Origin of the sequence: Staphylococcus auricularis (assembly GCF_051172115.1) — a bacterium.
Classification (GTDB): domain Bacteria; phylum Bacillota; class Bacilli; order Staphylococcales; family Staphylococcaceae; genus Staphylococcus; species Staphylococcus auricularis_A.
On the sequence record NZ_JBPIZN010000001.1, the window covers coordinates 300,831 to 320,260 of the forward strand.

Below are 19,430 nucleotides of genomic sequence, written 5' to 3' on the forward strand. Positions count from 1 at the left end.
CTCATTTAGTTAACTATTCAATGTATGTATTTATTTTAAATTAATGAATTAAATGATGTATAGATATAAATCTTAAAATTATGCATTTATAGAGATTTAAACGTTCTTTGTCGTTGTGATGCTGCTCATGATTCGTAATTATATCGAGCAGCTTTAGTAGTGGAATTGTGATTGATATGCTAAAATCATTGTATAAATATTCGCTTGTTTTGGGAGGGGTTAATATGGCAAAAAAATCAGTAAGGCACATTAAAATTAGAGAAATTATCTCCAACGAAAAAATAGAAACGCAAGATGAATTGGTTAAGCGCTTAAATGATTATGAGTTGAATGTCACTCAGGCGACGGTCTCACGAGATATTAAAGAGTTACAACTCATCAAAGTGCCTACACCAACAGGTCAATATGTGTATAGTTTACCTAATGATAGAAAATATCATCCCTTAGAAAAATTAGGTCGTTATCTCATGGACTCATTTGTGAATATTGACGGCACTGATAATTTATTAGTTTTAAAAACATTGCCAGGAAATGCGCAATCTATTGGAGCAATCTTGGATCAAATCGATTGGGAAGAAGTCTTAGGTACGATCTGTGGTGATGATACATGCCTTATTATTTGTCGAGATAAAGAATCTGGAGAGCAAATTAAAGCACGTATATTTAATTTATTATAGCCATTAGGAAGTGATACTGATGTTACAAACTTTATCTATTAGACAGTTTGCGATTATAGCAGAATTAGAAATTCATTTTGGTGATGGATTAACTGTTTTAAGTGGTGAAACAGGTGCGGGTAAATCTATTATTATCGATGCGATTGGTCAATTAATCGGCGTACGCGCTTCTTCAGATTATGTCCGCCATGGGGAGAAAAAAGCTGTCATTGAAGGCGTCTTTGATATAGATGATAGTAAAGACGCGATTGAAATACTTCAGGATCTTTCTATCGATATTGATGAAGACTTCTTACTCGTAAAACGTGAAATCTTCAGTTCAGGTAAAAGCATTTGTCGTATTAACAATCAAATTGTGACATTGCAAGATCTACGTCGAGTGATGCAAGAACTGTTAGATATCCATGGTCAACATGAAACTCAAACGTTATTAAAGCAAAAATATCATTTACAACTATTAGATAATTATGCTGAGGGGCAGTATCAATCACTTTTAGATGACTATAAAACGACATTTGAGCAATATCAAAGTAAGAAAACAGAGCTTGCCGAACTCGAAAATGCGGATCAAGCCCTGTTACAACGTTTAGACTTATTGAAATTTCAATATGAAGAAATTAATGAAGCCCAGTTAAAAGAAGGCGAAGTTGAACAACTGGAAACAGATATCAAACGCATTCAGAATTCAGAAAATCTCAATCAAGCGTTGAATAATGCACATCTAACTTTAACAGATGAACATGCAATAACAGATAGATTATATGAATTGAGTAAAGAATTACAAACCATCAATGAAATACTTCCAGAAAAATATCAAGGTTTGATGGAACAAGTCGACCAATTCTATTACACATTAGAAGATGCGAAACATCAATTATACGATGAGCTTACAAATACAGAATTTGACGAGCAATACCTTAATGAACTCGAGTCTAGAATGAATCTACTTAATAATCTCAAGCGAAAATACGGTAAAGATATCTCTGACTTGATTAGCTATCAAAGTAAATTAGAAAATGAAATCAATAAAATTGAAAATTACGAAGAAAGTACAGCTGAATTACGCCAGGATATCGATCGATTGCACAAAGCAGTATTAGAAAAGGGACAAGCATTATCGAAAGCACGTCGCAAAGTCGCACATACGTTGCGTGATCATATCGTGGATGAAATACAGAACTTACAAATGAAAGATGCGAATCTAGAAATAGCTTTTACCGCATTAAACGAACCTACTCGAGAAGGTATTGAGTCTGTAGAATTCTTAATTAGTCCTAATAAAGGTGAACCTTTAAAAAGCTTGAATAAAATTGCTTCAGGTGGGGAATTATCTCGTATCATGCTTGCGTTGAAAACTATTTTTGTAAGATCAAGAGGTCAAACTGCGATCTTATTTGACGAAGTGGATTCAGGTGTTTCAGGTAAAGCAGCCCAAAAAATGGCTGAGAAAATGCGTGATTTAGCATCATACATCCAAGTGATATGTATTTCACACTTGCCTCAAGTTGCAACGATGAGTGACCATCACATGTTGATTAGTAAATCTACAACAGAAGATCGGACCACTACACAAGTACAAGAATTAACTGGTGATGACCGTATAGACGAAGTGGCACGAATGATTTCAGGCGCGACGGTAACTGATCTCACACGACAAAATGCAAAAGAAATGATAGAGCAAAACCAAAAATAATTTAAAATCTTCGACATAGGAGTGAGCGTCTTCTACGTTCCTATTGTGTTGTTAACGATAAAATATAACTTCACACGAAATTATTTTTATTTGTTTAGGTAGAGGTAATAAAAGTATAATTGATTTATTGATGATGAGAAGAATCTAGAGAGACTTTCCTCATCCAATCATCGAGGTTGATATATAGAAAGATAGGAGTATATGTCATGGCAGAACAACAGTATGACTTAGTCATTTTAGGTGGTGGAACAGCAGGATACGTCGCTGCAATCAGAGCATCACAACTAGGTAAAAAAGTAGCCATTGTGGAACGTGCACTGCTTGGTGGCACATGTCTGCATCAAGGGTGTATCCCTACTAAATCACTACTGAAATCCGCTGAAATTTTACGCACAGTTAATAATAGCAAGGGGTTTGGCGTTCATGTCAGCGGTGTAGATATTGATTTTAGCCAGATGCAATCTCGCAAGACAGAAATCGTTAATCAAATGTATCAAGGTGTACAAGGTTTAATGAAACAGCATCATATCGATGTTTATAACGGTACTGGCCGCATATTAGGTACATCGATCTTTTCACCACAAAGTGGAACGATTTCCGTTGAATATGAAGATGGTGAATCAGAATTGTTAACGAATCAGTATGTTTTAATCACAACAGGTTCAAGACCGAGTGAGTTGCCATTTTTAACTATCGACCACCAACACGTATTGTCCAGTGCTGATATATTAAATCTAGACACGTTACCGCATTCAATTGCGATCATTGGCGGTGGCGTGATTGGCTTAGAATTTGCTTCGATGCTTACTGATTTAGGAGTCGAAGTTTCAGTCATCGAAAGCAACAAACGCATTTTAAGTACTGAAAGTCAAAGTATGGCACGTACATTGAAAAAAGAATTAACAGCTAGAGGTGTAGCATTTTATGAAAATGAGACGCTCACTGCTGAAAGTGTGACTCGTGATGCATCTTCGCTTACATTTAAATTAAGCACTCAAAATATTTCAGTCGATATTTGTTTAATGGCAGTGGGTCGGAAACCTAACACGAATGATATTGGCCTTAATAATACGAATGTACAATTAACACCACAGGGACATATCGAAGTAAATCGTTATCAACAAACAAAAGACCAACACATTTATGCAGCGGGTGACTGTATTGGCCATCTACAACTTGCACATGCAGGAACGAATGAAGCAGTGACTGCAGTGGAACATATGTTTCAAGCGCAACCGATTGCTGTGGATTACACACGTATGCCTAGATGTATTTATACATATCCAGAAGTCGCATCAATCGGCATGGATAAAGCGACTGCTGATGCACAATCTATCGATACTACAACATATAAAGTTCCTTTTAAAGCAATTGGTAAAGCAATGATAGAAGCAGGTCCGTCACAACATGGATTTTGTGAAATTGTTATAGATCAACAAAAAGATGAAGTGATCGGTTTTAACATGATTGGTCCACATGTTACAGAACTGATTAATGAAGTTGCATTACTTCAATTCATGAATGGGTCCACTCTAGAGTTAGGGCGCACCACCCATGCACATCCATCCATATCCGAGATGCTGATGGAATTAGGATTAAAGGTTGAACAAAGAGCAATACATGTTTGAGGAGGATGAAATATGGAAGATTATAAAGCAGCCGGACTGACTGAAGAAGATTTAAAAACAATGTATAAGTGGATGGACTTTGGTAGAAAATTAGACGAACGCATGTGGTTATTAAACAGAGCAGGTAAGATTTCTTTTGTGATTAGTTGCCAAGGACAAGAAGCTGCTCAAATTGGCATGGGATACGCAATGGCTGAGGGAGATATCTCTTCTCCTTATTACCGTGATCTTGTGCTCGTTACATATTTAGGTATGACAGCAAAAGATATTTTGTTGTCAGCATTTGGTAAAAAAGAAGATATTAATTCAGGTGGAAAACAAATGCCTTCTCACTTTGGTCATAAAAAACTAGGTATTTTATCCCAAGGTTCTCCAGTGGGTACACAAATTTTACATGCGGTCGGCGCATCACTCGCGCTCAAAATGGACAAAAAATCAAATATTGCAATGACGACAGTCGGTGAAGGAAGCTCTAACCAAGGTGATTTCCACGAAGGCTTGAACTTTGCCGGCGTACATAAATTACCGTTTATCTGTGTCATTGAAAATAATAAATATGCGATTTCAGTCCCAGATTCTTTACAATATGCAGCTGAGAAATTATCTGATCGCGCGCTTGGTTATGGTATGCATGGGGAACGCGTAGATGGTAACGATCCAATAGCGATGTACAAAGCAATGAAAGATGCTAGAACACGCGCACTCAATGGTGAAGGGGCAACCTTATTAGAAGCGATGTGTACGCGTATGACCGCACATTCATCTGATGATGACGACCAATACCGTTCCCAAGAAATAAGAGACGCGCTCAAAGTAGAAGACTGTAATCAGCGTTTTAAACAATATTTACTAGATGAAAATATAGCAGATGAATCTTGGTTTGAGTCCGTTGAAAATGACAATAAAGAGATCATTAAAACCGCAACAAAAGAAGCAGAACAAGCACCTTACCCATCTGTCGAAGAAACATACAAACACGTATACGAAGAAGGGAGCTTTCAATAATGGCTAATCTAACCTATTTAGACGCAATACAACAAGCAATGGACATGGTCATGGATAAGGATGACGATGTTTTTGTATTAGGTGAAGATGTTGGTAAAAAAGGTGGCGTTTTTGGTGCAACTGCAGGATTACAAGCGAAATACGGTACTGAACGTGTCATCGATACGCCTTTAGCTGAATCAAATATTGTGGGAACTGCGATTGGTGCTGCAATGATTGGTAAAAGACCGATTGCTGAAATCCAATTTTCGGATTATATCTTACCTGCTACAAACCAAATTATGAGTGAAGCGGCTAAAATGCGTTATCGCTCTAACAATGATTGGCAATGTCCGATTACTGTGCGTGCGCCATTTGGTGGAGGCATTCACGGTGGCCTTTATCACTCACAAAGCAATGAAAGTGTCTTTGCTTCTACACCAGGTTTAACGATTGTCATTCCGTCAACACCTTATGATGCGAAAGGATTACTTCTTGCTTCAGTCGAATCAAATGATCCCGTGCTTTATTTTGAGCATAAACAAGCTTACCGATTACTTAAAGAAGAGGTCCCTGAAGATTATTATACGATTCCATTAGGTAAAGCAGATGTTAAAAGACAAGGTTCAGATATCACTGTATTTACTTATGGCTTGTGTGTGAATTTCTGTATACAGGCTGCGGACATGTTAGAAGATGAAGGGATTCACGTTGAAGTGGTCGACCTCAGAACAGTCTATCCACTTGATAAAGAAACAATCATCGACCGTGCGAAACAAAATGGGAAAATCTTATTGGTCACAGAAGATAATTTAGAAGGTAGCGTGATGTCAGAAGTCGCTGCAATCATTGCTGAAAACTGTCTCTTTGATCTAGATGCACCCATTATGCGTTTAGCTGCACCAGATGTACCTGCCATGCCTTTCTCTCCACAATTAGAAGACGAATTCATGATGAATCCTGAAAAAATAAAAGAAAAAATGCGAGAACTCGCAAGATATTAAGGAGGCTCACTATGGAAATAAAAATGCCTAAATTAGGAGAAAGTGTTCACGAAGGTACAATTGAACAATGGTTAGTATCTGAAGGCGATACAATCGATGAATATGATCCTATTTGTGAAGTCATTACGGATAAAGTGACTGCAGAAGTGCCTTCGACCTATGCAGGTACCATTTCTAAAATTGTTGTAGAAGAAGGCGAAACCATTGAAGTGGGAGAAGTTATTTGTCACTTGGAGACCGAAGAAGACGCTCAGAATACGTCAGAACAAGAGACTGCAGAAACTCAGACTACTGATGTACAAGAGACAACTGAAGCGAAAACAAGCACTGAAAGTATTCAAGCATCAGCTGAAAATCCTGCTGTAAACAAGGGCGCTAAAAATAATGGGCGCTATTCACCTGTTGTCATGCGTTTAGCGAGTGAACACGATTTGGATTTAACCCAAATTGAAGGTACAGGCTTCGAAGGTCGCGTGACGAAAAAAGACGTAGAACAAGCGATCAATCAAGATCAGCAACCAGCAGCATCTAAAGCAGTCCAAACGTCTACAGAACAATCAACTGCACAATCAACAACACCACAAAGTACTTCCGACTCCCAACAAAGCATTCCAATAGACGGCGTGCGTAAACAAATCGCGAAAAATATGGTGACAAGTGTCACTGAAATCCCACATGCGTGGATGATGATTGAAGCAGATGCAACTTCACTAGTTCAAACACGTAATCACTATAAAGCACAATTTAAAGCACAAGAAGGTTACAACTTAACTTATTTTGCGTTCTTTATCAAAGCAGTGGCAGAAGGCTTGAGAGCTTATCCATTACTTAATAGTAGTTGGAAAGGTTCTGAAATCGTTGTTCATGACGATATCAATATTTCTATCGCGGTCGCAGATGAAAATAAACTCTATGTCCCAGTGATCAAACATGCTGACGAAAAATCAATTAAAGGGATTGCTAGAGAAATCAATACACTTGCAACAAAAGCACGTCAACATAAATTAGAAACAGCAGATATGGAAGGTGGTACGTTTACTGTAAATAATACAGGCACCTTTGGTTCCGTTTCTTCGATGGGAATCATTAATCATCCACAAGCTGCTATTTTACAAGTTGAATCGATCGTGAAAAAACCTGTAGCAATCGATAATATGATCGCAATCAGAGATATGGTAAACTTATGTCTCTCTATCGATCATCGTATACTTGATGGCCTTCAAGCAGGTCGATTCATGCAGTTTGTGAAAGATAAAATAGAAAACTATGCGGTAGAACATACCAATATCTATTAAGATTGAAGATAAAAAGTATCATGGAATGATCTCAAAGATCAATATAGCTACAGCATATTGATCTTTGATTAATGTATATATTCCTTGTCAAAGTACTGAACTATAGCCACGAATGTGTTATGCTTTGATTATAAATGTTGAGTTAAACGATATTAATGAGTAGAATATAATAAAATATTAAGAATAAAGGTGATCACTCATGGATTTAAACTTTGATTTATATATGAATGACGTGGTAGACAAAGCACGTTCTGAAATTGAATCAGCAGGTTACGAACAATTAACTTCTCCGGAAGAAGTTGATCAAGTGTTATCTCAAGATGGTACAACACTTGTCATGATCAATTCAGTATGTGGTTGTGCGGGTGGCGTTGCACGGCCAGCAGCAACACATGCATTGCACTATGACAAACTACCTGATCGTCTTGTAACTGTATTTGCGGGTCAAGATAAAGAAGCGACACAACAAGCGCGTGACTATTTTGAAGGCTATGCGCCTTCAAGCCCATCCTTCGCATTAATGAAAGATGGAAAAATCGTTGAGATGATTGAACGTCATCAAATCGAAGGTCACGATATAATGGATGTTATTACACAGCTCCAAAACTTATTTGAAGCCAATTGTGCTGAAGTTTAGAGGTTGGTTGGATGCTACGTTTAAATCCCTACAGAATTGGATTTAGAACGATTAAAACTGCTGTGGGTATGGCACTAGGTGTAATTGTAGCTAAAGCATTAGGTTTAGATAATTTTGCATCTAGTGCTATTTTAGTGGTTTTATGTATCAAACATACAAAAGTGCACTCTGTACAAGCTATCATTTCAAGATTTGTATCATGTATTATGATATTAATCTTAGGATCAATTATTTTTCAACTTTTAGGACAACATGCGATCGTCCTCGGTTTAATTGTCTTACTCTTCATACCTTTAGCCGTTATGTTTAATGTTCAAGAAGGCGTTGTGACCAGTTGCGTCATCTTATTACATGTTTTCAATGCCAAAACGATTGATTTAGACTTGTTTATTAATGAAGTCTTATTATTAATCGTAGGCTTAGGTATCGCCTTCTTAATGAATATCATTATGCCAAGTTTGGATGGCAGTTTAGACGAATATAAAGAACAAGTTGAACGCCAAATTACACAAGTATTCAAAGCGTTCCATCATTACTGCCAAGAATACAATAAAGAGTTGAATTTAGATCCATTGTTTAAACGCATTGAATCCACAGTTAGTTCAGCAAAATCTCTCGCATTTAGAGATGTTAAAAATCATTTCGTACGGAATGAAAATGCGTACTATTATTACTTCGATATGCGAGAAACACAATTAGAATTACTGCAACGTATGCAAAATTTATTGCAACAAATCCAAACCAATGATGAAATCTTAGATCAAATTGCAGAGTTGTTTGAAGAAGTGAGCAACAATGTTAATAGTAATGATTATACGATTTTACGTCTTCATTCACTCTATGAAATAAGATTAGAACTTGATGAATTACCATTACCAGAAACACATGACGCATTACTTACACGTGCTAGCATTATCCAATTATTGAATGAGCTTGAGGAATACTTAAATATTAAATCACAATTCGGTTCATTGAAAATGCACCATGATGTGAAAGCGTCATAGAAAAAAGCCACAATAGATGAATCAACTCATACCCCCCTAAATGTGGGACGTTTGAGTGACTCCTCTATTGTGGCTTAACGTTTACTTTATTGCATTGTTAACGGTACGACACTTGTGAGAATAAGTGCAAGTACGATTGCGACTAACATGACGATAATAACAATACGAAATACTTTATTATTCAACCTGATTCCTCCAATTAGTGAATATGTATGGTGTTTCTCTAAACAATATCAACGTTCTGCATAGAGAACATTCTAGCATCATTTTTTAGTATACATTATAATCAAAGCATTTTAAATTGTACATTATTTAAGCACATTGGTTTGTAACGAATCGTTGGTTTCCAAATGATAGGGGTTGAGCGGGATGAATAAAGATAGATTATTACGCACATTTTTAGAACTCGTACAAATCAATTCAGAAACAGGGGATGAAAAAACGATCCACGGTGTATTGAAACACATATTTCAATCACTCGAACTCTCAGTCCAAGAAGATGATGCAGGTCAACAAACAGATGCCAATGTAAATAACTTAATTTGCAATCTACCTGCAACAACGGGTTATGAAGGTTGTGAGCCGATTTGTTTTACAGCTCATATGGATACTGTAACACCTGGCACTGAAATTAAACCACAAATATATAAAGACGGTTATATTTATTCTGACGGCACGACGATTTTAGGTGCTGATGACAAAGCAGGGTTAACCGCAATGATTGAACTCGTACGTATATTGAGAGAGGAACAAATTGAACATGGTGATATTCAGTTTATTATCACTGCACAGGAAGAAGCAGGATTACAAGGAGCGAAAGCGTTGGATGTGTCACTGATAGATGCACAGTATGGCTTTACGGTAGATGCGAGTGCAGCTATTGGAACGACCATCGTTGCTTCACCTTATCAAGCAGAAGTCGAAATCATGTTATACGGTTCAAGAGAAGAAGCAGAAAAGAGCTCAACACATATCAGTGCAATCACGCTGCTCACACAAGCGTTACGTCAATTGCGTTCAACCTATAAGGATGAACAAACGGTGTTACAAATCAGCCGTTTTGAGGGAGATTCAGGGATAGAAACACTGCAAGATCAAGTCATGCTAACACTCGTACTCCGTTCCTTTGACGAGAAAGTATATGAACAACAACTCGAACATATTGAAAAAGTATTTCAACAAATTACACATAATAATCAAACTAAAGTGGAAGTCAATGTGATTCAACAGTTGCCTGGTTTTAATATTCAATCTTCAAATAAAGTCATTACGCTCGCTAAAGCAAGTGCGACAGCTTTAAATTTATCCGCATCTACAACGACGAATCAAGACAGTTCGGATGGAAATATTTTAAATGAACTCGGTATTCCTACTGTGATATTAGGTGTAGGTTATGAAAACATCCATACAACCTCTGAACGCATCGCAATCAAATCACTTCATTTATTAACGCAACAACTGGTAGAAATTGTAAAATTATCTCGTCAATCTCATAATCTGATTTAATGATGTGATTGCCCCGTTATGGTACAATGTACGAGAACTAAAAGAATAGGAGAGATAAGTCATATGGCACAAGAAATCGGTGTAGTAGGTTTAGCCGTTATGGGTAAAAACCTAGCTTGGAATATAGAATCACGCGGTTACAGCGTATCTGTATTTAATCGTTCTTCCGAAAAAACAGAACTCATGATGGGTGAATCAGAAGGCAAAAATATCCATCCGACATATTCACTCGAAGAATTTGTAAACTCACTAGAAAAACCACGCAAAATCTTACTGATGGTTAAAGCAGGTGAAGCTACGGATGCGACAATCGATAGTTTATTACCATTATTAGATGACGATGACATTTTAATTGATGGTGGTAATACAAATTATCAAGATACAGTGAGAAGAAATAATGCCTTAGCTAAAAGTAATATCAACTTTATTGGTATGGGTGTTTCTGGCGGTGAAGTCGGTGCGCTTACTGGTCCATCATTAATGCCAGGTGGTCAAAAAGACGCCTTTGATAAAGTCAGTCATATTTTAGAGTCTATTTCAGCTAAAGCCAAAGATGGTGCACCTTGTGTTACTTACATTGGTCCATATGGTGCAGGACATTACGTAAAAATGGTGCACAATGGTATTGAATATGCCGATATGCAGCTCATTGCTGAAAGTTATGTGATGATGAAAGATTTACTTGGTATGTCTCATGAAGAGATTTCACAAACATTTAAAACGTGGAATGAAGGCGAACTTTCAAGCTATCTCATCGAAATTACAGGAGATATTTTCACTCGTATCGACGAAGAAACTGGAGAACCACTCGTTGAAAAAATCTTAGATACAGCGGGTCAAAAAGGAACAGGTAAATGGACTTCTATCAATGCGTTAAACGCAGGAGTACCACTTACTATTATTACTGAATCTGTATTTGCACGTTTCATCTCTTCACTTAAAGACGAACGTGTCGCAGCTTCTAAAGCGTTAAATGGTCCTAAAGCTCAATTTGATGGTGATAAAGAAGCCTTCTTAGAAAAAATCCGTAAAGCGTTATACATGAGTAAAATTTGCTCATATGCACAAGGTTTCACACAAATGCGTAAAGCAAGTGAAGAAAATGATTGGGATTTAAAACTGGGCGAACTTGCAATGATTTGGCGTGAAGGTTGTATTATTCGTGCACAATTCTTACAAAAAATTAAAGACGCTTATGACCAAGACCCTAAATTACAAAATCTCTTATTAGATCCATATTTCAAAGATATCGTGACAAATTATCAAGATGCTTTACGTGAAGTCGTAGGTACAGCTATTACCAACGGCATTCCTACACCAGGCTTTTCAGCAAGTATCAATTATTACGATAGTTATCGCACTGAAAACTTACCAGCCAACTTAATTCAAGCACAACGTGATTACTTCGGTGCACATACGTATGAAAGAAAAGACCGTGAAGGTGTCTTCCATACACAATGGACAGAAGCGTAACGTTCAATTCGTGATCTATAATTTAATAAACGATGATAAGGATGAAACCAATTGCGTTTCATCCTTTTTCTATGAGTTGACTTGTTTGAATCGTTTGTCTAAGCTTAATATAAGTTATGAAAGCGATTTATTCATGGATGCGAGTCATCAATTCATGTTTAAAAATGTATACAACATAGGGAGAGAAAACGATGCAAAGAAAATGGTGGAAAGAAGCGGTCGCTTATCAAGTTTATCCAAGAAGTTTTAATGATAGTAACGATGATGGTATCGGAGACTTGCCAGGTGTCATTGAAAAATTAGATTATTTAAAAACACTCGGTATTGATGTCATCTGGTTAAGTCCGATGTATCAATCACCTAACGACGATAACGGTTACGATATTAGTGATTATCAGTCAATTATGACTGAGTTTGGAACAATGGAAGATTTTGATGCATTGCTAAGCGATATTCATGAACGAGGCATGAAACTCATCTTAGACTTAGTGGTGAACCACACCTCCGATGAACATCCGTGGTTCATTGAATCGTGTTCTAGTAAAGACAATCCTAAACGAGATTGGTATATTTGGGCTGATCCGAAAGCGGACGGTTCCGAACCGAACAACTGGGAAAGTATTTTTAATGGTTCGACTTGGGAATTCGACCCTCAAACTGAACAATATTACTTCCACTTATTTAGTAAAAAACAACCTGATTTGAATTGGCATAACGATGAAGTTAGAGAAGCTATTTTTAACATGATGAATTGGTGGTTTGATAAAGGTATTGATGGTTTTCGTGTGGATGCCATCACGCATATTAAGAAAACATTCGAAGCAGGTGATTTACCAGTCCCTGAAGGAAAAGCATATGCACCTGCATTTGATGTTGATATGAATCAACCTGGTATTCAAGATTGGCTGCAAGAAATGAAAGATGAATCGCTTAGTAAATATGACATCATGACGGTGGGTGAAGCGAATGGTGTGAGTACAGATGACGCTGAAGCATGGGTGGGCGAATCTAAAGGAAAATTTAATATGATCTTCCAATTTGAACACCTCGATTTATGGCATATAGGAGAAAGTCAATTTAATGTGAAAGCCTATAAAGATGTGCTAAATCGCTGGCAACAACGTTTAGATGGTATAGGATGGAATGCATTATTTATTGAAAATCACGATCAACCTCGACGTGTATCAACATGGGGAGATGATACCAGTTATTGGTATGAGTCTGCGACAAGTCATGCAGTCATCTATTTCTTACAACAAGGCACACCGTTTATATATCAAGGCCAAGAGATAGGAATGACGAACTACCCATTCGAAAGTATAGAGACCTTTAACGATGTTGCAGTGGTAAATGAATACAACATGGTTAAAGAACAAGGGGGAGACGTTGAAGCCTTACTCGATAAACATAAGATGGAAAATCGTGATAATGCACGCACACCGATGCAGTGGGATACAACAGATTACGCCGGATTTTCTACAGTCGAACCTTGGTTCCCGGTCAATCCAAACTACACTGAAATTAACGTGGCGCAACAGTTAAACGATGCTCAATCTATACTTCATTTTTATATGGATTTAATTCAACTTAGAAAATCTGCAGACATTTATACGTATGGCCATCTCGAACTTGTTGACCCTGATAATGAACATATTTTTGCGTATACACGTTCATTAGATAACGAAAAAATACTTGTTGTGGGTAATTTAACTGATACAGAAACGGCATTAAAGACAGACATAGAACTTACAAATCAAACGGTTCCACTGCATAACTATCCGCAGCATGAAATTGATTTACAAGCCATCCAACCGTATGAAGCTTTTGTCGTCGTTTTATCTTAAAAAAACACAAAAACCTCTTACACTTCCATTTCTTAGGAAGGCTGTAAGAGGTTCTTATAATTTATTTATGCATAATAAACAATTCCAGCATCTTAATCTGAGAGTGCTTCTTTATCGACTGGTACCCATAATTGAACTTTCGTAAATGGATTATCAAATGAAATATCAAACGGATATATTTCAACGTAAAGACTATTATTTTCATAAGGTAATGTGAGTTGCAAGCTTGTTTCGATATAGTACCACGCTTCATTTACGACATAGTCGAGTTCACCTTGTAGATTGAATTTTGCATATTGTCGAGATGGAAGGAACCGACTTTCTAAGTGTGCAGGGTAGCGTTCACTTGCAACACCTACGAAGATTTCCATGCCTTCATCAAGTGGACAATTAATCACAAACAATTCATGTGGACTCACATCATTATATTTACGAAGCTCTTTAATCTTACCATCAAGCAATAAATCTTCTAAAAAATCCGGTACTTTGAACGGGTTTTCCAATTCCGAAGTCGGCACAAATCGAGCATAACCGACGAGCGCGGTATCCTCACTATTTTCTAGTTGATAAGGATAAGGTTCGCGTTCAGTAGTGTTTAATTTAATATACAATCTGGGTTGAATATTTAACATATCACGCTTTAAATTGGCCTGTAGTGGTGAAACTTTGTGTACCTCGCTAAACGCCTGTGCGAAACTATGTGCATCAGGGTAGTGGTACTTCTTAGCAATGTCGACTAAACGACCTGAGCCGGCGATCACATCCTGTGCAGCAAGCGTCATTTTGCGCGCTAGAGCGTAATCACTCGGTGATTGACCTACTATCATTTTAAAGGATTGATCTAAGTGGTAAGGTGAAAGACCAACGTAATCACTGAGGTCTTGCAAATGAAACGGCTCTAATAAATGGTCCTCTATATAAACAATTGCCTGTTGTATTTGCTTGATAACGTCCAATACTTTCACTCCTAAACATTTTCCAATCGTAATACTATTACGTTATATTCTACCTTATTTTTCATACTTTGACATCTCATATCAGATAATATTTACATGAACGAAATGATGAAAACGAACGGTCATCTAAAAAAACCGTCCGAATCCGTTTAATCTTAATCTAAAACAGTCTTAAATTCATTTCAAAAAAGCAACAAAACGTGAAGTAAGTCACTGTTTTGTTGCAAATCTGTCTTATTCATATGTGAAGAGATGATTAATGAATATCGTCCCACCAATGGAAACCATCGCGACTTAATAGTAAGTCACTATCTAGTGGGCCGTTAGTACCTGCTTCATAGTTAGGAAAGTCAGGTTCTGTTTTATCCCATTCATTTTGAATTGTATCAACGAATTTCCATGTAGATTTTAATTCTTCCCAATGTGTAAAGTTAGTTGGATCACCGTTTAAAATATCGAATAATAAGTTTTCATAAGCATCAACCGTGTTCATTTTATCTTGAGCACTCATAGCATAAGATAATTGAACGGGTTTAGTATCGATACTTTGCACATTTTTCTTCGCATTCAGATGTAGAGAAACACCTTCGTTGGGTTGTATATTGATGACTAGTAAATTAGATTCTAATTTATTGTCAGTTTCGTAATAAAGGTTTAATGGCACTTCTTTAAATTCTACGACAACTTGAATAGATTTATCTTTCATGCGTTTACCTGTTCTGATATAAAAAGGAACGCCAGCCCATCTAAAGTTATCAATGGTTAATTTACCTGAGACGAAGGTTGGTGTGTTAGACTGTGCGTCAACACGGTCTTCTTCCCGATAAGCGATGACATCTTGGTCATCTATTTTACCTTGATCATACTGACCACGGACAAAGTTTTGATTCACTTCACTTGGTTCAAGTTTTCGTAAAGATTTGAGCACTTTGACTTTTTCTGAACGAATGTCTTCACTTTTAAGACTAATGGGTGGTTCCATCGCTAACAGTGCGACCATTTGAAGCATGTGATTTTGTACCATATCTTTAAGTGCACCACTTGTTTCATAGTAGCCGCCGCGATCTTCCACACCTAATTTTTCAGAAGAAGTGACTTGAATATTTGAAATGAATTTATTGTTCCATAAAGGTTCAAACATTGCATTAGCAAAGCGTAGTACTTCGATGTTTTGTACCATATCTTTGCCTAAATAGTGATCGATACGATATATTTCTTTTTCTTCAAATGAACGACGAATTTGATTATTTAATTCTTCTGCAGATGCGAGGTCGTTGCCGAAAGGTTTTTCAATGACAAGACGTTTAAATCCTTCTACATCTGTTAAACCAGAAGATTTCAGATAATCTGAAATAATGCCGAAAAATTTCGGTGCCATTGCTAAATAGAATAATCTGTTACCTTCTAACTCGAATTTTTCATCTAACTGTTGGCTCGCTGCTAAGAGTGATTGATAACTTGCTTCGTCATTTACATCATGTTTGTGATAAAAAACATGATCCATAAATTCATCCAGATGTGTCGTGTCTTGTACATGTGCTTGAATTGATGATTTCACTTGAATACGGAAATCATCATTTTTTAAATCTCTTCTACCTATACCAATAATCGCAAAATGTTCGCTTAAATTTTGTTGTTGGTAAAGATGAAATAATGATGGGAATAATTTTCGGTGACTTAAATCACCTGTCGCCCCGAATATCGTTATTAAACAGGGAATATTCTTGTTTCTAGTACTCAAGCTAATAACCTCAATTCTTTTAGAAATCTGTATACATTATAGAACAATTCTAACCTGCATTCATACCTTTTTGCTTAAAGTCAATCCCACTATATGATTTAATCGAGAGTATGCTAAAATGACTAATGAAAGGGAGGTGCCTTTGTTGCAAATCACATTCTTCGGCACAAGTGCAGGGTTACCGACTAAAGAACGAAATACACAGGCGATTGCGTTAAACTTAGAGCCGTACTCAAATGCTATCTGGTTATTTGATGTAGGAGAGGCGACGCAACACCAAATATTAAATCATTCTATTAAATTAGGTAAGGTTGACCATATATTTATCACACATCTACACGGAGATCATATTTTTGGCTTACCAGGATTATTGACGAGTAGATCTTTTCAAGGTGGAGAACATAAACCTTTAACCATTGTTGGTCCTAAAGGTATACAACAGTTTGTAGAAACAACATTGCATTTATCAGAGTCTCATTTAAATTATCCAATTACATATATAGAAATAGAAAACGAACTATCTTATCATGCGGACGGCTTTACTGTCACTGCAGCATTGCTCAATCACGGTATCGTATCATTCGGCTATCGCATTGAGGCACCCAACACACCTGGTAAAATAGACGTTCAAGCGTTAAAACAAATCGGACTAGAACCAGGCCCTAAATATCAGGAAGTCAAAGATAATGATACCTTTGAATATAATGGACTCATTTATAATTCGCATGATTTTAAAGGTGAAACGAGACAAGGTCAGCGGGTAGCAATTTTTGGTGATACGATGCCTTGTAAAAATGAGTATGCCATCGCGCAAGATGTAGATGTGATGGTGCATGAAAGTACCTTTTTAGAAGGCGATAAAACACTTGCAAATAATTATCACCACAGTCATATTAATGATGTGTTTAAACTTGCGAGAGAAGCAAGCGTGAAACACAGTTTAATCACACATATTAGTAATCGCTATACATTAGAAGATATCGAAGCACTGTGTGAAACATTTGATGCACAAGACGAAACACCGTCGTATCAAATTGTAAATGACTTTGATAGTTACCAATTTTAACTAAGAAAGAGGGCAACGCCCTGTGGTCGTGTGAGATTCACACTGACTACAAGGTGTTGCCCTTATAAGGATTAGTCCTCATCGTCATCCTCGTTATCTTGTGCAGATAACTCGATACTGCGATTGACGGCTGCTTTTAAACTTTCTTCAAAAATGTGCTCGATGTCATACGTGGATAAGACATCTAAACCAGCTTGTGTAGTACCACCTTTAGAAGTGATATTTTTACGTAATTGTTCCATACTTAAATCAGAACGTTCGATCATCTTGCTCGTACCGATGATTAAGTTACGAATCGATTCTTCGACTTCAGATTTATCTAGTCCGAGTTTTGTACCTGCAGAAACATATTGTTCAAATACGTGATATAAGAATGCAGGACCACTGCCTGTAATTGCAGTGACTTGATGTAAATGATCTTCTGAAACTTCTAAGATGGAACCGAATGCGTGAATCAACTCATTCACTTCATCTTTCGCTTTCGGTCCAAAATTACTTGAGAAGCTGATGCCTGTCACTGAATGGCCAACTTGAGCATTAGTGTTCGGCATGATACGTGCAACAGGGTTGGTCGTATTTAATTTTTCCTTAATATAATCAATCGGTAAGCCTGCCATGATAGAGATGAAACGGTTATCATCTTTGATGTGCGGGGCGATTCTGTCTGCAAGCGCGTCAAAATCATAAGGCTTCGTACCTATAAACACATAATCTGCATTTTTCAATAATGCGTCATCATCGTAGCTATAATTGACGTTCAGTTCTTCAGCATATTTTTTTAATCTATCTTCATTAGAACGATTGGTCAAATAAATGTCTTCGGGTGCGGTCACTTTAGAATTGATAATTCCAGTAAAAATAGCATGAGCCATATTACCTGCACCATAAAATACAATTTTCATATCGCTTCACATCCTATTTTGAATATGGTTTTATCTTAACACAAATCCCGTTGAACTCCAGATTATAACTAAGGATAAAAAAAGAAAATGGCATTGAGACAGTTAGCTTTGATAAAAATATAAATTGAATGTAGCAATTTGAGATTAAATAGGGGGATGCGTTGAATGATCGGACAACATTTTATTTTAACAGGCGCAACAAGTGGCTTAGGACGCGCGTTGTTAACCCAATTATTACAAAAAAGGGTGACCGTCACCGCACTTGTCAGACATCCTGAATATTTAACTGCTTTTGATCATTATATAGAAAATAATCAGTTAAATCTCATTATGTGTGATCTACAAAACGAAACAGCCATCTTGGAGTTAGAATCACAGTTGAAAAATCATACGTACAATGGTTTGATTTATTGCGCAGGGATGGGTTATTTCAAAAGCATGTCACAACATGACTTTTCAGAAGTAAAACAAACCTACATGCTCAATGTCGTTCATTTTAATCTATTATTAAACGTGTTAGAACCTCATCTCGTTGAACATCCAACGATTGTAGGGATTGGTAGCCAGGCTGCGCATGTCACGCAAGCTCATGCTTCACATTATGGGGCAAGTAAGGCGGCATTCATTCAAACACTCAACGCATTAAGATTAGAACGTCCTTCATACCATGTATTGACCGTAAATACAGGACCCATTGCGACGCCATTTCATCAGAAAGCTGATCCGACGCTTGCTTATGCGAAAAGCGTGAAACCTATCATGTTAGATCCTGATGCTTTAGCTCAAAGTATTATTAAAGGGATGATTAATGGGAAAGAAGAGATTAATAAACCGAAATGGATGCATTTACTATTGAAAGGTTATCAACTTGCACCAAGATGGATTGAAAAATTATGTCCACAACTCTTCAATAATAAATCATGATTAAGTTAAACCCAATTTGTTATAGACAAAAGAAGCACCGTACGTTCAAGATACGGTGCTTAAATCATTTCATATTCATTTATATTGAGGAACAAC

The 19,430-nt window shown here is 36.9% G+C and carries 16 protein-coding genes and 2 pseudogenes; 14 read left to right on the forward strand and 4 right to left on the reverse strand.

Features of this window, described 5'->3' with window-relative positions; genetic code table 11:
• Positions 1-224: 224 nt before the first annotated feature.
• The 9 genes and pseudogenes from ahrC to ACSBRB_RS01590 all read left to right on the forward strand — a co-directional run.
• On the forward strand, positions 225-677 hold the full coding sequence (gene ahrC, locus ACSBRB_RS01550) for a transcriptional regulator AhrC/ArgR (protein ID WP_059107313.1): 453 nt from the start codon (positions 225-227) through the stop codon (positions 675-677).
• Between the two features lie 19 nt (positions 678-696).
• Entirely contained in the window at positions 697-2,370 is a 1,674-nt protein-coding gene (gene recN, locus ACSBRB_RS01555) for a DNA repair protein RecN (protein ID WP_435031306.1), read from the forward strand.
• A 206-nt stretch (positions 2,371-2,576) separates the two neighbouring features.
• Complete coding sequence (gene lpdA / locus ACSBRB_RS01560) at positions 2,577-3,998, forward strand: dihydrolipoyl dehydrogenase (RefSeq protein WP_435031307.1); 1,422 nt, start codon at positions 2,577-2,579, stop codon at positions 3,996-3,998.
• 12 nt (positions 3,999-4,010) lie between these two features.
• The gene (locus ACSBRB_RS01565; protein ID WP_435031308.1) at positions 4,011-5,003 is read left to right on the forward strand and encodes a thiamine pyrophosphate-dependent dehydrogenase E1 component subunit alpha; all 993 of its coding nucleotides are present in this window, start codon (positions 4,011-4,013) and stop codon (positions 5,001-5,003) included.
• Complete coding sequence (locus ACSBRB_RS01570) at positions 5,003-5,986, forward strand: alpha-ketoacid dehydrogenase subunit beta (protein WP_435031309.1); 984 nt, start codon at positions 5,003-5,005, stop codon at positions 5,984-5,986. Before ACSBRB_RS01565 ends, ACSBRB_RS01570 begins: the two co-directional genes overlap by 1 nt.
• An 11-nt stretch (positions 5,987-5,997) precedes the next feature.
• Positions 5,998-7,281 (forward strand): dihydrolipoamide acetyltransferase family protein, encoded by a 1,284-nt coding sequence (locus ACSBRB_RS01575; RefSeq protein ID WP_435031310.1) that lies wholly within the window; start codon positions 5,998-6,000, stop codon positions 7,279-7,281.
• Positions 7,282-7,480: 199 nt separating this feature from the next.
• Positions 7,481-7,918: a bacilliredoxin BrxB gene (gene brxB / locus ACSBRB_RS01580; RefSeq protein ID WP_059107319.1), complete on the forward strand. Its 438-nt coding sequence runs from the start codon at positions 7,481-7,483 to the stop codon at positions 7,916-7,918.
• Between the two features lie 11 nt (positions 7,919-7,929).
• Positions 7,930-8,437, forward strand: a pseudogene (locus tag ACSBRB_RS01585) (aromatic acid exporter family protein); the annotation flags it as partial.
• An 8-nt stretch (positions 8,438-8,445) separates the two neighbouring features.
• Positions 8,446-8,922 (forward strand): annotated as a pseudogene (locus tag ACSBRB_RS01590) (aromatic acid exporter family protein); the annotation flags it as partial.
• A gap of 86 nt (positions 8,923-9,008) precedes the next feature.
• Here the strand turns inward: ACSBRB_RS01590 and prli42 are convergent.
• On the reverse strand, positions 9,009-9,107 hold the full coding sequence (gene prli42, locus ACSBRB_RS01595; RefSeq protein ID WP_150887477.1) for a stressosome-associated protein Prli42: 99 nt from the start codon (positions 9,105-9,107) through the stop codon (positions 9,009-9,011).
• A 184-nt stretch (positions 9,108-9,291) separates the two neighbouring features.
• On the opposite strand from prli42, the gene ACSBRB_RS01600 reads away from it, so the two are divergent.
• The 3 genes from ACSBRB_RS01600 (at position 9,292) to ACSBRB_RS01610 (ending at position 13,745) form a co-directional block, all read left to right on the forward strand.
• Complete coding sequence (locus ACSBRB_RS01600; RefSeq protein ID WP_435031311.1) at positions 9,292-10,428, forward strand: M20/M25/M40 family metallo-hydrolase; 1,137 nt, start codon at positions 9,292-9,294, stop codon at positions 10,426-10,428.
• 63 nt (positions 10,429-10,491) lie between these two features.
• On the forward strand, positions 10,492-11,901 hold the full coding sequence (gndA, locus tag ACSBRB_RS01605; protein ID WP_435031312.1) for an NADP-dependent phosphogluconate dehydrogenase: 1,410 nt from the start codon (positions 10,492-10,494) through the stop codon (positions 11,899-11,901).
• A 191-nt stretch (positions 11,902-12,092) separates the two neighbouring features.
• The gene (locus ACSBRB_RS01610; RefSeq protein WP_435031313.1) at positions 12,093-13,745 is read left to right on the forward strand and encodes a glycoside hydrolase family 13 protein; all 1,653 of its coding nucleotides are present in this window, start codon (positions 12,093-12,095) and stop codon (positions 13,743-13,745) included.
• 92 nt (positions 13,746-13,837) lie between these two features.
• Here ACSBRB_RS01610 and ACSBRB_RS01615 read toward each other — a convergent pair whose 3' ends face one another.
• The gene (locus ACSBRB_RS01615; RefSeq protein ID WP_435031314.1) at positions 13,838-14,701 is read right to left on the reverse strand and encodes an effector binding domain-containing protein; all 864 of its coding nucleotides are present in this window, start codon (positions 14,699-14,701) and stop codon (positions 13,838-13,840) included.
• A 256-nt stretch (positions 14,702-14,957) separates the two neighbouring features.
• Positions 14,958-16,442, reverse strand: a complete 1,485-nt coding sequence (gene zwf / locus ACSBRB_RS01620; RefSeq protein WP_435031315.1) for a glucose-6-phosphate dehydrogenase — start codon at positions 16,440-16,442, stop codon at positions 14,958-14,960.
• A gap of 145 nt (positions 16,443-16,587) precedes the next feature.
• Here zwf and rnz point away from each other — a divergent pair, with 145 nt between their 5' ends.
• Positions 16,588-17,508: a ribonuclease Z gene (gene rnz, locus ACSBRB_RS01625; RefSeq protein WP_435031782.1), complete on the forward strand. Its 921-nt coding sequence runs from the start codon at positions 16,588-16,590 to the stop codon at positions 17,506-17,508.
• 71 nt (positions 17,509-17,579) lie between these two features.
• On the opposite strand, the gene proC is transcribed toward rnz, so the two are convergent.
• Positions 17,580-18,410, reverse strand: a complete 831-nt coding sequence (proC, locus tag ACSBRB_RS01630) for a pyrroline-5-carboxylate reductase (RefSeq protein WP_435031316.1) — start codon at positions 18,408-18,410, stop codon at positions 17,580-17,582.
• A 165-nt stretch (positions 18,411-18,575) separates the two neighbouring features.
• Here proC and ACSBRB_RS01635 point away from each other — a divergent pair, with 165 nt between their 5' ends.
• The gene (locus tag ACSBRB_RS01635; protein WP_435031317.1) at positions 18,576-19,334 is read left to right on the forward strand and encodes an SDR family NAD(P)-dependent oxidoreductase; all 759 of its coding nucleotides are present in this window, start codon (positions 18,576-18,578) and stop codon (positions 19,332-19,334) included.
• The last annotated feature ends 96 nt before the right edge of the window (positions 19,335-19,430 follow it).

Bases quoted from the DNA above. Each gene is read 5' to 3' on its own strand.
- ahrC (WP_059107313.1), top strand. From the start codon at position 225: ATGGCAAAAAAATCAGTAAGGCACATTAAAATTAGAGAAATTATCTCC.
- recN (WP_435031306.1), top strand. From the start codon at position 697: ATGTTACAAACTTTATCTATTAGACAGTTTGCGATTATAGCAGAATTA.
- lpdA (WP_435031307.1), top strand. From the start codon at position 2,577: ATGGCAGAACAACAGTATGACTTAGTCATTTTAGGTGGTGGAACAGCA.
- ACSBRB_RS01565 (WP_435031308.1), top strand. From the start codon at position 4,011: ATGGAAGATTATAAAGCAGCCGGACTGACTGAAGAAGATTTAAAAACA.
- ACSBRB_RS01570 (WP_435031309.1), top strand. From the start codon at position 5,003: ATGGCTAATCTAACCTATTTAGACGCAATACAACAAGCAATGGACATG.
- ACSBRB_RS01575 (WP_435031310.1), top strand. From the start codon at position 5,998: ATGGAAATAAAAATGCCTAAATTAGGAGAAAGTGTTCACGAAGGTACA.
- brxB (WP_059107319.1), top strand. From the start codon at position 7,481: ATGGATTTAAACTTTGATTTATATATGAATGACGTGGTAGACAAAGCA.
- ACSBRB_RS01600 (WP_435031311.1), top strand. From the start codon at position 9,292: ATGAATAAAGATAGATTATTACGCACATTTTTAGAACTCGTACAAATC.
- gndA (WP_435031312.1), top strand. From the start codon at position 10,492: ATGGCACAAGAAATCGGTGTAGTAGGTTTAGCCGTTATGGGTAAAAAC.
- ACSBRB_RS01610 (WP_435031313.1), top strand. From the start codon at position 12,093: ATGCAAAGAAAATGGTGGAAAGAAGCGGTCGCTTATCAAGTTTATCCA.
- proC (WP_435031316.1), bottom strand. From the start codon at position 18,410: ATGAAAATTGTATTTTATGGTGCAGGTAATATGGCTCATGCTATTTTT.
- ACSBRB_RS01635 (WP_435031317.1), top strand. From the start codon at position 18,576: ATGATCGGACAACATTTTATTTTAACAGGCGCAACAAGTGGCTTAGGA.